14 protein-coding genes and 2 pseudogenes are annotated in these 14264 nt (G+C 65.4%); 4 read left to right on the top strand and 12 right to left on the bottom strand.

What is annotated here, in order from left to right; genetic code table 11:
- Window positions 1–748: 748 nt before the first annotated feature.
- A pseudogene (locus QUE68_RS29100) lies at window positions 749–2042 on the top strand (IS3 family transposase).
- A gap of 68 nt (window positions 2043–2110) precedes the next feature.
- Here the strand turns inward: QUE68_RS29100 and QUE68_RS29095 are convergent.
- The 3 genes and pseudogenes from QUE68_RS29095 to QUE68_RS29080 all read right to left on the bottom strand — a co-directional run bounded on the left by QUE68_RS29095 (window position 2111) and on the right by QUE68_RS29080 (window position 4640).
- Window positions 2111–2536 (bottom strand): tautomerase family protein, encoded by a 426-nt coding sequence (locus QUE68_RS29095; protein WP_286274917.1) that lies wholly within the window; start codon window positions 2534–2536, stop codon window positions 2111–2113.
- Between the two features lie 124 nt (window positions 2537–2660).
- Window positions 2661–3456: pseudogene (locus QUE68_RS29090) on the bottom strand (ATP-binding protein).
- A gap of 581 nt (window positions 3457–4037) precedes the next feature.
- A complete protein-coding gene (locus QUE68_RS29080) occupies window positions 4038–4640 on the bottom strand; it encodes a TetR/AcrR family transcriptional regulator (RefSeq protein WP_286275966.1) in 603 nt (200 codons plus the stop codon).
- A 25-nt stretch (window positions 4641–4665) separates the two neighbouring features.
- On the opposite strand from QUE68_RS29080, the gene QUE68_RS29075 reads away from it, so the two are divergent.
- Window positions 4666–5430 carry an SDR family NAD(P)-dependent oxidoreductase gene (locus QUE68_RS29075; RefSeq protein ID WP_286274915.1) on the top strand — a complete coding sequence of 255 codons (765 nt, stop codon included), beginning with the start codon at window positions 4666–4668 and terminating at the stop codon, window positions 5428–5430.
- Between the two features lie 78 nt (window positions 5431–5508).
- On the opposite strand, the gene QUE68_RS29070 is transcribed toward QUE68_RS29075, so the two are convergent.
- Complete coding sequence (locus QUE68_RS29070) at window positions 5509–5739, bottom strand: type 2 periplasmic-binding domain-containing protein (protein WP_286274914.1); 231 nt, start codon at window positions 5737–5739, stop codon at window positions 5509–5511.
- Between the two features lie 218 nt (window positions 5740–5957).
- Between QUE68_RS29070 and QUE68_RS29065 the strand changes: the two genes are divergently transcribed.
- Window positions 5958–6869 carry an alpha/beta hydrolase gene (locus QUE68_RS29065; RefSeq protein WP_286274913.1) on the top strand — a complete coding sequence of 304 codons (912 nt, stop codon included), beginning with the start codon at window positions 5958–5960 and terminating at the stop codon, window positions 6867–6869.
- 60 nt (window positions 6870–6929) lie between these two features.
- Window positions 6930–7247, top strand: a complete 318-nt coding sequence (locus tag QUE68_RS29060) for an NIPSNAP domain-containing protein (RefSeq protein ID WP_353507019.1) — start codon at window positions 6930–6932, stop codon at window positions 7245–7247.
- A 397-nt stretch (window positions 7248–7644) separates the two neighbouring features.
- Here QUE68_RS29060 and QUE68_RS29055 read toward each other — a convergent pair whose 3' ends face one another.
- The 8 genes from QUE68_RS29055 to QUE68_RS29020 all read right to left on the bottom strand — a co-directional run bounded on the left by QUE68_RS29055 (window position 7645) and on the right by QUE68_RS29020 (window position 14199).
- The gene (locus QUE68_RS29055; RefSeq protein WP_286274912.1) at window positions 7645–8427 is read right to left on the bottom strand and encodes an SDR family oxidoreductase; all 783 of its coding nucleotides are present in this window, start codon (window positions 8425–8427) and stop codon (window positions 7645–7647) included.
- Window positions 8428–8460: 33 nt separating this feature from the next.
- The gene (locus QUE68_RS29050; RefSeq protein ID WP_286274911.1) at window positions 8461–9177 is read right to left on the bottom strand and encodes an SDR family oxidoreductase; all 717 of its coding nucleotides are present in this window, start codon (window positions 9175–9177) and stop codon (window positions 8461–8463) included.
- The gene (locus QUE68_RS29045) at window positions 9174–10070 is read right to left on the bottom strand and encodes an SDR family NAD(P)-dependent oxidoreductase (protein ID WP_286274910.1); all 897 of its coding nucleotides are present in this window, start codon (window positions 10068–10070) and stop codon (window positions 9174–9176) included. The genes QUE68_RS29050 and QUE68_RS29045 overlap by 4 nt, the downstream gene beginning before the upstream one ends.
- Before the next feature lie 42 nt (window positions 10071–10112).
- The gene (locus QUE68_RS29040; protein WP_286274909.1) at window positions 10113–11018 is read right to left on the bottom strand and encodes a ketopantoate reductase family protein; all 906 of its coding nucleotides are present in this window, start codon (window positions 11016–11018) and stop codon (window positions 10113–10115) included.
- A 134-nt stretch (window positions 11019–11152) separates the two neighbouring features.
- A complete protein-coding gene (locus QUE68_RS29035) occupies window positions 11153–12136 on the bottom strand; it encodes a zinc-dependent alcohol dehydrogenase family protein (protein WP_286274908.1) in 984 nt (327 codons plus the stop codon).
- Between the two features lie 29 nt (window positions 12137–12165).
- On the bottom strand, window positions 12166–12576 hold the full coding sequence (locus QUE68_RS29030) for a nuclear transport factor 2 family protein (protein ID WP_286274907.1): 411 nt from the start codon (window positions 12574–12576) through the stop codon (window positions 12166–12168).
- Window positions 12577–12634: 58 nt separating this feature from the next.
- Window positions 12635–13279: an HD domain-containing protein gene (locus QUE68_RS29025; RefSeq protein WP_286274906.1), complete on the bottom strand. Its 645-nt coding sequence runs from the start codon at window positions 13277–13279 to the stop codon at window positions 12635–12637.
- Entirely contained in the window at window positions 13279–14199 is a 921-nt protein-coding gene (locus QUE68_RS29020) for a DMT family transporter (protein ID WP_286274905.1), read from the bottom strand. The genes QUE68_RS29025 and QUE68_RS29020 overlap by 1 nt, the downstream gene beginning before the upstream one ends.
- Window positions 14200–14264: the final 65 nt, after the last annotated feature.

Below are 14264 nucleotides of genomic sequence, written 5' to 3'. Positions count from 1 at the left end.
CCGTCTTCCATGATCGGGAGCCGGACGTCCCCTCCGGCTGGTTGCAACCGCATCATTCCGTGATGTGGAGTGCGACTTGCGCGGGCAGATGGCCTGAGGAGGTGCGTTTAGAGCACTGCTTGACCTAGGGCGGGGTCGTGGATCGCTTTGAGTGCGGACCGCGGGATCCACGGAACATGCTGTTAGCAAGGAGTTTTGAAGCCATCGACCCATGGCTCCGCTGTCACTGTCACTGTGACGAATTAAAGCCTGGCACCTAGCCCTGGCGGCCGACTGCCTCAAGAACGATCGTCGCGCCGTTATCGAAGTGGACACGGAAGTGAGAATCCATCATATGGACATCAGGTGAGAACGCCGCTGTCGCCGCAGCTCAACGGACCGCGAATGGACACGAAACTTGAGAAGCCACACTACCTCTTCTCGTGGCTTCTCAAGTTTGAAGTCCAATTCTCAAGTGAGATGTCCACCTGATGTCCAATTGGACATGAAGGTGAGAATCTTCTGGGTCCTCGGCGCTGGGCTGGCAACCGTGGGCATCCATGCGGAGATGAAGGGTTGCAGTTGAGCGACCGTGGGGTCGCGGGGGCTTACCTGGACGTCCCCATTCCAGTGGAGTACTTCTACCCCGTAATGATCAACGTCTTGTATCACCCAGGCGCAGATACCGACGACGTGTTGACGACCATGGAACCTTGGTTGAACCGTCCCGCGTTTGATGCGCACCTCCTTTCTTGGGAAGGTGCATCACATGCCAAGCAAGTACGACCCGGAGACGCGGGCGAAGGCCGTCCGGTTGGTGCTGGAGCATCGCGAGGAATATCCGAGCGAGTGGGCGGCGATCACGGCGGTATCCAAACGGCTGGTAATGAACGCCGAGACGCTGCGGAACTGGATCCGCACACAGCAGGTCGACGACGGGCAGCGTGACGGGGTCACCAGCGAGGCCGCCGCGGAGATCAAGGCGCTCAAGCGGCGCAACGCCGAACTGGAGCAGACCATCGAAATCCTCAAAGCGGCAACGTCTTTCTTCGTGCGGGAGAGCGACCCGCACAGCCGCCGCTGACGAGTTCGGTCTGCGCGTTCATCGCCGAGAACAAGGACGCTTCGGGGTCGCTCCGATCTGTCGCGTTCTATCTGAGCATGGCGTCCAGATCGCCCCACGCACGTTCCATGGCTGGGCGGTGCGGGCGCCCTCGAAGCGAGCCTTGTGGGATGCGGCCATCACCGAGGTGCTGGCCGGCTTCTACGAGCCCGACGAGCATGGACGCCGCCAGCCGGAATCGTTGTACGGACCGGTGAAGATGTGGGCTCACCTGCAGCGCCACGGCTTCCCGGTGGCCAAGTCCACCGTCGAGCGACTGATGCGCCGTCACGGCTGGCAGGGCGTGCGCCTGCAGAAGTCGATACGCACAACGATCGCCGACCCGACCGCCGAGCTGGCACCGGACCTGGTGGACCGCCAGTTCCGGGTTCCCACACCGAATGCACTGGTCGTTGCCGACTTCACCTACGTCAAACTCGTCACCGGGATCTTCGTCTATGTCGCGTTCATCATCGACGCCTATGCCGGTGCGATCATCGGATGGGAAGCCGCCAGCGTGAAGCAGACCCGTTTCGTGGAGTCCGCGATCCGTCAAGCGGCAACGTTACGAGCCCGTCAAGGCCACCGAATCGACGGTGCCATCCACCACTTGGATACCGGTTCATAGTACACTGCAATGCATTTCGGTGAAACGCCGTCGCTGCCGGGGCTGCGGCCCTCGATCGGAAGCGTCGGTGACGCATACGACAACGCACTGGCCGAGACGACGATCGGGCTCTACGAGAACGAGTGCATCCGCCCCGATTCACCGTTTAGACGCGGCCCACTGCGCAACCTCGGCGACGTCGAACTCATCACCGCAGACTACGTCGCCTGGTACAACCAGCAGCGCCTCCTGCACCGCCTCGGACGAATCCCACCTGCCGAAGCGGAAGCTGAATACTACGATCAATTGGACGCCAGCCGAACGGCCGAGTCACGGGACCTCGAGGGTGCATGAAACTCGGGACGGTTCATCTCGGGTGGTGGTGGTGGTGGTGTACCCCGTGGGTCAGTGCTTTTGGCAAGCTAGCCAGTCGAATCGTCTCCTTGCTGAACGGTGATCCGGTCGCGTAGCCCGTGCGGCAGTCGGCTTACCCAGTTCCACTCCTCGCCGTCAGCCGGCAGGACCCGTCCGAATTCGACCATGTGGTGGTGGTCGAGTTCGTTGAGGTAGGTCCAGACCATGGTGTCGGGGACGCCGAGGACGTCGACGAGGAGTTTGGTGATCCCCGTCAGGATTCCGTTCTTGACCTCGGCCGATCGTCCAGCACGGATGTGGCCGAGCACCCACACGCTGCCGGCAGGTGCCGGCACCCCGCCGATGAAGTGGTCTGAGGGGTTGGTGTTCTGAAAGATGCACTGCGCGAATCCGATCGGGGCACCGGTGTGCCGACTGTGGATCTTGGCGATGGCTTGGGCGATGGCGCTGTTTCTGTTCGTCGTCGATGACACCGGGCGCACTGGTGCACATATAGGTGGGCATGTGGCGATCCTTCCCCCTATTGGGTGTTCTTCTGTCGCTTGCCAGGGTGATGGGACCACCTGATTGCCAGGAGGATGGGACCACCGTGGCGCGTTATCGAGGATGCTCGCCGGGGTGGTTTGGGTCAAGCCGGCCGCGGTTGCGTTGGCGGTACGACGAGTCCTTCGATGACCAGGGTGTGGGCGGTGGCGGTCAGTCGGTCGATGGCCGATTGGGCCAGTAGCGTGCCGGCGGTCATTGTCAATCCTTCGGCGGGTTCTCGGTTGGAGGTCACGATGGTGGTCTTGGTGCGGTGGCGTTCGAGACGATTTTCTTAGAAGTCGCTGGTTTCGATGGCGTCGAGTGGCTTGAGTGCAAAGTCGTCGATGATGAGGACGTCGATGGCGGCCAGGCGGCGGATTTCGGCGTCGACGGTGTTGTCCAGGCGGGCGGCGCGCAGTCGGGTGAACAGTTTGTCGGAGCGTGCGAACAGGACGGATCTGCGTCGGTGGAATGCCATGTGCCCCAGCGCTGTTGCCAGATGGGTCTTGCCGACGCCGACGGGCCCGAGGACGATCGCGGACTGGCCGGCGTCGAGGAACCTCAGTGAGGTCAGGTCACCGAGCAGGGTGCGGTCATAGCGCAGGTCATCTTGGGTGGTCCAGGTGTCGAAGCGCATGGTCGGGTCGAGGCCGGCTTTGGCTGCTCGTAGTGCTGCTGAACGGGATTCACGCCGTGACACCTCGTCGGCCAGAAGGGTTTCGAGGAACCCGATGTGGCTGAGTTTGTGCTGGCGGGCCAGTGCGGCGCGTTCGGGCAGGGTGTCGGCCAGCGCGCCGAGTTTGAGTGCTTTGAGTAGTCGGGTCAGGTCCGCGCCGACCGGGTCGGCGGGGCTACGGTGGGTGGTCATGTCAGCGGTTCTCCATCGGAATCAGTGTGGGGGACAACACTCAATGGTGTTGTGGTGTTGGTGAATTCGGATGGATCGCGCGAGAGCCTGGTAGCGGTGTGGCCGACTGCCCGGGGCAGTGCCGGACTGGTGGCTTCGGTGGCGCGCTCCAGCTTGGAGCCGATCTTGTTGACCGAGACAACGTCGAGGTCCAGCGAAAGTGCACAGGCTCGATCGACGCGATCGGCACCGTACGTCGCACCAGTCCTTGAAGCCGGTAGACGGTGCGCATCCGGGTCCAGGGCAGCGGATCGTCGAGGCTGCGTTCGACGTAGATCCCGATGTTGGGCCCGTGTTCGGCACATGCCGCGATCAACGCCGTCACGTCCCGCAGTGCGGTGCTGGCCTTGTGTTCGGGCAGATCATGTCGGTCAGTGCTGCGGGCGCCGGGTGTTGGCGGGGGTGGACCTTCACCAGCGTGCCGCGGTGATAGCGCTTCTTTCGACCGAGATCCCAGAAACAATCTGCTGTGGCGGCAGGCGGTGTACATCTCACCGTCGCACACACACTCACCTGCCAGCGAGTTGTTGTGCCATAACGCTTTAGTCACGGTGGAGTGTGGCGATCCCCTGGTCGAGGGCGGCCTCGAGATAGGACAGGTCGTCCGTGGCGAGCATGATGCCGACACCGCCCTGGATACCGGCGAGCAGCGCCGCGGCAGCTCGGTCCGCGTCCACCTCGGCGGCGATCTTGCCCTGCTGCTGAATCGAGCGGACACCCCCGGCGATCGCACCGTGCCACTTGACCATCAACTCGGCGGTCACGGCTCGCGCTCCGGGAGTCGATCGACCCACTTCCGACATGAGTACGGCGATCGGACAGTTCTGTCCCTGGCGGCGGTAACGGTCCACCACGGCGTCCCGCCAACGCTGCCATGCCGCCCAGGAAGTGAGCGCCCCCAAGAACGGTTGCTGATCGTCGAGCACCCTCTGCGATTCGAAGGCCGCGACGGCCAACAGCAACTGGTCCTTGCCGTCCGGAAAATAATGGAACAACTGGCTTTTCGACGTGCGCGTTCGCGCCATGACGTCCTCGAGGGTGGTCAGCGCCACTCCGCGGTCTCGGATCTCGGTGGCCGCACCTTCAACGATTCGCTGCCGGGTGGCGTGTCCCTTCGTCGTCAATTTCTGGACTTGCAGGTCCATTTTAGACGCGGAAACATGGGCGCTCATGAACCCAGAAGATACCCGGCCATCGGGCCGTACCGCATTGGTGACCGGATCGACCGGCGGCCTCGGCGTCGCGATCGCCGCGGCGCTGGCCGCACAGGACGTCTTCGTCGTCGTCAGCGGACGAGACGAAGCGCGGGGCGAGACCGTCGTCGCCGACATCTGCTCCTCAGGCGGCCGGGCCGCGTTCGTCGCCGCCGACCTCGGTGCGGGCGAGGACGAGATCCGGCGCGTCGCCGCGACCGCCACCGAGGTCGCGGGTGGCCATCTCGACGTCCTGGTGAACAATGCCGCCACCCTGGTGATGCCCACCCCCACCGCGGACATCACCGAGGGTCAGCTGCGAGATGTGTTCGCCGTCAACGTGTTCGCCCCATTGTTGCTCACCGGCATCATCGCGCCGCAGATGGCGCGTCATGGCGGAGGTGCCATCGTCAACATCGGTTCCATCACCGGACTGCACGGCGCCAGTGGCTCGGCGGTCTATTGCGCGAACAAGGCGGCCATACACTCGCTGACGAAATCGTGGGCCGACGAATACGGCCCAGTCGGGGTACGGGTGAACGCCGTCGCGCCTGGACCCATCGCCACCGAACGACAACAGGAATACGCCGAACACCTCGAGCCGGTCCTGGCACGTCTGCCCTCGCGCCGCATGAGCACACCCGAGGAAGTCGCCGCCTGCGTGGTCTTTCTCGCCGGCGCCGCCGCCAGCAATGTCCATGGCGCCGTCCTCAGCGTCGACGGAGGCTGGTCGGCGATTTGAGGAATCCCCCCTCGAGAAGCCTCCCGATCCGATCGCTTCAGGGCGTGTGAAGGTCGGTGTCCGTTGAGCAGGTGCCTTTCAGTGAGTTCGGGCCTGAGCGGCGGCGTCGAGCAGCGTATCTGCCAGCCGCCTCGCGGCCTGGGTCATGTGATCGACGGGTGGCGAGGCCAGGTAGACCTGCCACAGCACGGGTTTCATGAGTTCGACGTTCCGCAGGTCGCTGAATCGGGTGGCGTCCGAGTGGGGCATGAAGGTGGTGCCCAGACCGTTGTGGACGAGTTCGGCGATGGCGGCGAACCCGGCGGGCACTGCGTACTGCGCGGCTGGGTCTGCCAGCTGGCTCCTGACGGCCGTGGTGCCCGCATCGACGTCGAGCTGACGCGGCGCCCTCCGGGCTCAAGCGCAAGGCGTTGGCGGCACTGTTACCGGTGGTCGCTCCGAGCGCGCTACGAAAGTCATTCGCCGGTCCGCTGAACGCCACTTAGCACCAACGGATCTCAAACTGCTCGATCGTCCAAAGGGGAAATATGTCCGTCCTGTCCAATCGGCTGGTCGCCGATGCGGTGGCACGAAGTTTCGGCGCGCTCGTCGATCCGACACCCAAGCCGACCGTCCGCTTCCCCGAGATCCCCGGCAACACCACCACGATTGCGATCCCGACGCGGTACGGCCCGACCGACGCCACCGTCTACTGGCCTTCTCCTCGAACTCGGCGAGCGGCGGTCTATGTGAACGTGCACGGCGGTGGCTTCGTGGTCGGGCACCGCGACCAGGACGACCCGTGGTGCCGCTACCTGGCCGCGCACGCCGGCGTGGTGGTGGTCAACACCGACTACGTGCTCGCGCCGAGGCATCGCTTCCCAGCTCCGGTCGATCAGCTTCACGACGTCCTGTGCTGGGCCGCGTCGACCGACCGTGACTGGGATGGCACCCGGTTGTGCGTGGGAGGACAGAGTGCCGGCGGGAACCTCGCCGCGGCGGTGTCCCGAGTCGCCTGGAACACTGGCGGTCCGGCGATTCGTCTGCAGGTGCTGCACTACGCACCACTGGATCTCGTCACCGCGACCAAGGACAAACCCAGTCCGCGCAAGCACGCCGCGGTGATGAAGCCTTGGATGGGTGCCGTGTTCGACACCGCCTACATACCCGATGCGATGCGGCGGCGCGACCCGCTGGCCTCACCGGCGTGGGGCGTCAACGGTGACGGGCTCGCCGGCATCACCCCCGCGCTGATCACCACCGCCGAATTCGACCGCCTCCGTGGCGAAGCCGCCGCGTATGCCCGCAAACTCGAGGCCGTGGGGGCGTTGGCCGAGTACCAGGAGGTCGAGGGGCTCGACCACGGGTACAACATCATGAGCGACGCACCGCAGGCCGGCGATGCCACCCGACGGGTGTACGGACTAATCTCCGATCACGTAGTCCGCGCGACGTCCTGACGTGGCGAGTGTCCGTGAGTGAGAGCACTTGAGGGTACGTCGATCGGAAGGGGATCCGCGGTGATGGAACTGCGCACGTACACCTTGGCTAACGCGGAGGCATTGCGCCAGTACACACGGGACTTCTGGCCGCGGCACGTCGACACCCTGCGCCGATACGGCATCGTCGTCCACGGCGTCTGGACCGATGTGGCCTTCGACGGCTTTCGTGTCATGGCGCTCGTCGGCTATCGTCCGGGCGATGACCCAGCGCGCCTCGCCGAGGTCTACGCGAGGAGTGCGGACTTCATCGCCGACCATGTGGATTTCGATGTCTCGCTGATTGTTTCGAGGCAGGTTCGGATACTCGAACCGATCCCGTGCTCACCGCTGCAGTAGGGCTCGGCCTTCAGTCCTGGGATCCGCGCAGGATCGTGCGCAGGTGTCGCCGCCAAAGGTCGCGGAGTTCGTCGATGAGTGAGGTTGGCGCGAGCTCTCCCCACACCGGAGCGGAGAGCCCGGCGTCGTGCTGGAATGCTGTAGCGCCGCAGACGAATCAATGGCGTCGGGATCATCGACGGACACCAGGTCGACAGCATCGCCGCGGAATCGATGAAGCCCCTGCTGGACAGGGCTTACCACGCGCGACGATCCGTTCAGCGCAGCCGCTCGCGCAGAACCGTTGAATCTAGCCAGTGAAGGGTCCTTCTCCGCGGGGCATCATGTGCCAGCGGCTAAGTCTGCTGAGTGCAACGGACGGAGCACCAACGCGAAGGCGTCTTTCCGTAGTCATCGGTCACACGGTGCGGATGCTGCCGCCGTCGACGACGTATTCGCTTCCGGTGATGTATGCGGCGCGGTCGGAGACGAGAAAGGCTACGAGTTCGCCGACGTCGGCGGGGGTGCCAGGTGTTCCCATCGGGATGCCGCCGATCGATGCGATGATCTGTGCGCGGGCCTCGTCGAGGCTCAGGTCGCTGAGCTCTGCGATGTCGACGACCATTTGGTGTGCAGATTCAGTTTCTATGAAGCCTGGCGCCACGGCGTTGACTCGAATCCCTTTGGGTGCCAGCTCGTTTGACAGCGCCTTGCTGTAGTTGGCCAGGGCGGCCTTGGCCGCCGCATAGGGCAGCGTGGTTGGCAGCGGTGAGCGGCGCTGGATGGATGTGATGTGAATGATGCTGCCGCGTCCGCGTTCGACCATGCCCGGGACCACGGCGCGGTCTAGCCGGACGGCGGCGAATAGGTTCTGATCGAAGGCCGACTGCCAGTCCCCGTCGGTGAGTGTGGCGGCGCCACCGGATGCCTGCGCGGATCCACCGACGTTGTGCACCACGATGTCGATGCCGCCAAGCTGGTGGTGGGCCCGCTCAGCCAGTTCAGACACACCGTCGCTGGTGCTGACGTCGGCGACGATGACGTCGTCGGGGGATTGTCCCGGGGGGAGCGTTCGCGCAGCGACGATGACTCGTGCTCCACCGGCGCGCAGCCGATCGGCGATGCCCTTGCCGATGCCGCGTGTGCCGCCGGTGATCAACGCGGTTCGGCCGGCAAGTTCGAGGTGCTCGGTGACGGTCATCGAGTCAGTCTGTCAGCGAGTGCCCGCATTGACCTAGACAAGGAGTGTCCCGCCTTCGACGGTGAGTACCGTGCCGGTGCTGAACACTTGCTCCATACAGTAGACGTAGGCACGTGCGACGTCCTCGACCTCGCCGATGCGACCCAGCGGAACCCGTTGCGCCTCTTGGTGGTAAAGGGATGCGCGGTCACCCTCGGACATGGCATCCCAGAGCGGGGTGCGGATCAGGCCGGGTGCGACGGCGTTGACCCGGATGGGCGCGAGTTCGACTGCGAGGGCGGTGGTCAAAGCATTCATCGCGCCACACACGCTGACCGGCAGCGCACCATAACCCGCCTGCCAGGCCGCGGTGCCACTGGTCAGGGTCACCGAACCACCGGCGCGCAAGCGGGGGCCGAACACGCGCACCGCGCTGAGCGCACCGATGAACCGGGTCTGCAGAAATCCGTGGATGACCTCGGGGGTCAGATCGGTCAACGGAGCCAGCTCGAGCGATTCGCCCGCGGTGTATACGAGGTGATCGACGTCGCCGACTCCTTCGGCCAGTCGGTCCAGCGCACCGGGGTCGGTGAGGTCCACCGTGGCTCCCCGGGCGTCGTCGGGGAGTTCGGCAAGTGCCCGGTCGACACTGGATTGGTGCCGCGACACCACGATGGGGTGGGCGCCCCGATCGGCGACGGCGTGGGCGACCCCGAGACCGATACCGGAGGTGCCGCCGATGAGCAGGACGCGTGCGTCGTGCAGGCTCATGACGCCACCGTCGAAGCCGCGCCGGCGGCGATGTTGAGTGGATCGAGTTCGGCAGCGGTCACGTCGTCGGCGTCGGTGGAGCGGCTCAGCTCGCGGTAGCGGGTGTCGCTGTCGCGTTGAGCCGCCTCGGCGACGGCGGCGATGGTGACCGCGTCGGAGCCCAGCAAAATCCGCGTCGGCGGGTCGTCGAGTTCGACGATCGTCAGGATGGCTGCGGCGACCTTGGCGGGGTCACTGGCTTGGCGGACGGAACCGCGCACGTTGGCGAACCGGTCGAGGGTGGCCCGGTAGGGCTCGGAGATGGGCAGCACCTGCATGGAATCACCGGCCCAATCCGTGCGGATGCCGCCCGGTTCGATGGCGGTGACGTGGATGCCGAGTGGTGCGAGTTCGGCGGCCAAGCCGACACTGAACCCGCTGACGGCCCATTTGGACAGTTGATACGCAGTCAGGCCCGCACCTGCGAGGCGTCCGCCCAGGGAGGAGACGTTCACGATGTGACCGTTGCCCTGGGTTCGCAGCAGGGGCACGACCGCTCGGGTGACGTTGATGACGCCGAACAGGTTGGTCTCCACTTGCGCACGGAAGTCGTCGGACGGAATGTCCTCGAAGGAACCGAAATTGGCGTAGCCGGCGTTGTTGACCACGACGTCGAGCCGCCCGAATCGTGCGGTGGCCGCCCGGACTGCTGCGATCGCGGCGTGCGGATCGGCGACGTCCAGCCTCACCGGCAGCACGCGACCACCGTGCTGAGCCACGAGATTGGCGAGCGACGCGGTGTCACGGGCGGTCGCGACCACATTGTCGCCGAGGAGTAGCGCGGCCTGCGCCAATGCGCGTCCGAGCCCACGGCTGCTGCCGGTGATGAACCACGTTCTGGGAGAGAGAGCCATGACTGGAGTTCCTTTCGAGGGTGATGAGGTGGGGGCTGCGTGTCAGCGGCCGCGTACGTCGATGACGACGGTGGCCGCGTCGACGAGCGGGATGGCGATGTCGTGGTGTCGCGCTCGGGCAGTGAGATCGCTGAACACCGAGGTTTCGACGGGCCGCCCGGCGCGCAGGTCTCGGAACATCGAGGGCCCGAAGCTGGACGTTGGGTCGGTGAGCAGTCCGTGGAGCGCCTCCTTGGCTGGGCGGCTCAGCGGATATCCCTCCGCAGTCGCGACGGAATCGACCTCGTCGAGGATCCGGACTGCCAGGGTGGTGCCGCCCGAGGCGCGGGCGATGGGCCCGATGACGTCGCCGGCCAGGCAGGTCAGAACGGCCGTCGTCGTAATGAACGCGAACTTCTCCCACATCGCCACCCGAACGGTGTTCGTGGTGCGGACGGAGATGCCGTCGACCGCGAATTCCTTTGCCATCGAGCTGATGTCGTCGGACTGGCTGCCGTCGAGCGACCCGATCTCCAGCTGCGCGCCGGGAACGACTTCGTCTATGGTGCCGTCCGGCAGTAGTGAGGTAGCCAGTTTTGCCGTCGCACCCAGAACGGCGTCTTCGCCGAACGCTTTGGCGAGCGTCGATAGGTGCGCCATGCCGTTCGTCATCGGAACGATCCGCGTGTGCACGCCCACCGCTGCACGGAAGTCGTCGGTGGCCGATTCGACGGCGTCGCTGCGCACGGCCAGAAGCACCACGTCGTAGGGGCCGTCGAGATCGGCCGTGGCGATGGCGTTGACCGGTGTGGTCGATAGTCCGTCGCGGCCCTGGATACGGACACCGTCGGCGGTGAGCCGTGACAGTGTGCGTGGACGTGCCAGGAACGTGACGTCGCGACCGGCTCGGATGAGGTGGACGCCGAGGTATCCGCCGGTGGCTCCCGCTCCGACCACGAGTGTCTTCACGCTGCACTCGATGTCAGATGGGTGGGTGCGGTGTTCAGGTGATGGGACGGTTTGGCTCTGCGATGTCCGGTTCATGGCTGCTTCTTTCTGGGGTCGGGGCAAGCGGTGATCGTCATCTGACGCGGTCGGGGCGGTCACTCAACGGTGATGACCACCTTCCCGTCGGTGTGTCCGCTCTCGACGGCGTCGTGGGCGGCGCCGATCTTGTCGAGGGTGAACGTGCGGGGGTCGACGCGGGGGATGAGGTGTCCGGTGTCGGCGAGTTCGCGGGCGTGACGCAGGATGTCGCCGTGGTGTTCGCGCCCGTTTCCGGAGAGCAGCGGCATCAGCGCAAAGATCCCCGAGTAGCTGGCTCCTCGGAACGAGAGCGGGGCCAGGCTGTGGGTGCCCCAACCCAGAGCGCTCACCACGTGACCGGTGTAGCGCTTGGCGGCGGCGAAGGAGTCGTCGAGCGTGGCACCGCCGACGGTGTCGAAGACGACGTCGAATCCCTCACCGCCGGTGTGGGTTCCGACGTAGTCGTCGACGGTGTCCGTGGTGTAGTCGATCGGGGTCGCACCGAGACGTCGGATGGTGTCCTTGTTGCCCGGCGACGCCGTCGCGTAGACCTCGGCGCCTCGTGCCCGGGCCAGCTGCACCGCGATGTGGCCGATCCCGCCAGCACCGCCGTGCACCAGCACCCGCTGTCCAGGGTGGACCCGGGCACGATCGACGAGACCTTCCCAGGCGGTGATGATGCTCAACGGCATTGCGGCGCAGTGGCGCATCGACAGGGAACTCGGCCTGATCGCCAGCAAGCGAGCATCGACGGCGGCGAACTCTGCGAGCGAACCCTGATGACCCCCGACCCCGCCGGTCATCCCGTAGACCTCGTCGCCGACGCTGAATCCGGTGACGCCGGGACCGAGCTCTGCCACCACCCCGGTCAGGTCGAGCCCCAGCACGGCCGGCAGCACGGTTGCTGCGTGGGCGGCTTGGCCGCGGCGGATCTTCGTGTCGAGCGGGTTGACGCCACTCGCGGTGATCCGGACCAACACCTGGCCGCGGGTGGGCGCCGGGTCGGCGATGGTCGTCACCTGCAGATCGCCGCCGAATGCGGTGAGTAGTGCTGCACGCATGGGTGTCTCGCATTCTTCTGGCGCTAGGGCTAGATGAAGTAGGCGTTCATCATGTCGAGATCGGACAGGTAGGTGTCGATTCGGACGATCTGGCCGTCGGCGACGGTCATGGTCGAGACGAGGTGCTCGTCGAGGAGTCGTCCGTCGTGTTCGCCGGTGTTGTGCATGATGAGGGCCGCACCGTCACGGCCGATGGTGATGTGCTCGATGCCGATGTGCACGCCGTAGTGCGCGAGTTGGTCGAATCGGGCGAATACTTCGTCGACGCCGCGCGCTTCACCCGAAACGGTGTTGTCGCCCGCCAACACCCAAGTGACGTCCTCGGACAGCACGGTGCGCAGACGGGTGCGGTCTCCGACGAGTTGCGCTGCCCGAAATTCCTCGGCCACCGCGAACAACGCTGCGGGATCGCGCTCGGTGGTCTGGGTGTCGGTGCTCATGATGTTCGGCTCTCTGTAGAGGTGCGGTAATCCCATGTCGTGGTCCTCACGGTGGGCGTCATTCAGGCCAGGACGACTGGTGGATGGCGTCGACGAAGTCGCGGCGCCGGAAGTCGGTGACGTACTGGTCGAGCACGTCGGCGGTGAGGGTGCCGAAGGTGGTGTCGGGCTTGCTGGCGGTGCCGTCGATGAACGCTTCGAGGATGCGCCGTTTGAAGTCCGGGCGGGGATGGATCTTGGTGATGGCGGTCCGGTCGGCGTCGGCGATCTGGTCGAAATCGATTCCCATCACGGCGTATTCGACGCCGGCCGCCACCAGGGCGACTTCGGGTTCCATGAACTCGGGTAGGCCCGGTGTGGTGTGCAGGGCGATGGCCGTCCACACCCGCCGGATGCTGTCTTCGGGTACGTCGTAGCCCTGGAGGAATCGGCGGGCCTCGTGGGCGCCGTCGACTTCGAAGCGGTGCCCGCTGTGGTGGAACCGGGCGGCAAGACCCACGTCGTGGAACAGTGCAGCGACGTAGAGCAGTTCGGGATCGACGCTCAGTCCGCGGAGCCGGCCGATCAGGCTGCCGAAGAAGTACACCCGCCGCGAATGGTGATAGACCGTTTCGCTGGTGGTGTGCAGCACGAGTTCGGTGGCCGCGGCGGCGATTCTGGTGTCCGGCAATGCGATACCGGCGGTGAGAGATTGGTTGACCATCAGGTCGCGACCTCAGTTCGATCGATACTGGCGATGGGTGCCGCGACCTCGCCGGTGTGGCGCCACCTGTTGATGACGACGACGCCGGCGATACCGATAGCACCGCCGATCAGTTCGATCGGTTGGGGCCGCTCCCCGAGCCAAACCAGGGCAACGATCAGGGCGACCGGTGGAACCAAGTACAGCGCCGCCGTCGATTGAGCCACTGGCAGCCGGGCCACGGCATAGCTCCAGGTCACGAAGCCGACCGCGGAGGGCAACAGCCCGAGGTAGATCGCCGCAAGGATCGCGGACTGAGGTGCGTCCGCGAGCCGACCGATGGCATCCGGCAGCAAGGGGAGCAGGAACACAGTGCCCGACCACATCGCGTAACACGCGACCTCGAATCCGGTGTACCGCGACAGCAACGGTTTGATCGCGACGTGATAGGCCCCCTGCACGAACGCCGCGGCCAGTACCACCATGGCTCCCAGCGAAAGGTGCGCCGTGCTGCCCGTCAATGCGATCACCGCAGCACCGGTCAGCGCGATCGCGCTTCCAACAATCGTCGACCACGTCAGGCCGGTGCGCAGGAATGCCACGGACAGCAGGACGCTGAAGACCGGGGCGATTGCTACGAGCAGGCTGGCGGTACCGGCCGACACGTGCACTTCGCCCCAGTTGAGGAGGAGTTGGTAGGCGCTCATCCCGGCGACACCGGCGAGCGCGATAAGCGGAAGATCCTGGCGCTTGGGCAGGCGGACCTTGAACACCGGCGCCATCGCTGCCAGGGCGATGGATGCGACGACCAAGCGCCACACCGACAACCCAGCCACCCCGAGACCGGGCAGTCCCACCCGGATCGCGGGGAATGCCGACGCCCACAACACCACCGTCGCGCCGAGGGCGACGACGTGGGTTGGGATCGGGGGAGTCTTCACACGATCGAGTCTCACGCCTACAATACAAAAGCACCAGTTACTTGTTCTGTGCCAACCGAGAAGGT

This window comes from Mycolicibacterium sp. TUM20985 (assembly GCF_030295745.1).
Taxonomy (GTDB): domain Bacteria; phylum Actinomycetota; class Actinomycetes; order Mycobacteriales; family Mycobacteriaceae; genus Mycobacterium.
The sequence above is the reverse complement of the archived record's forward strand: the minus strand, read 5'-3'. Positions and strand labels throughout refer to the sequence as shown.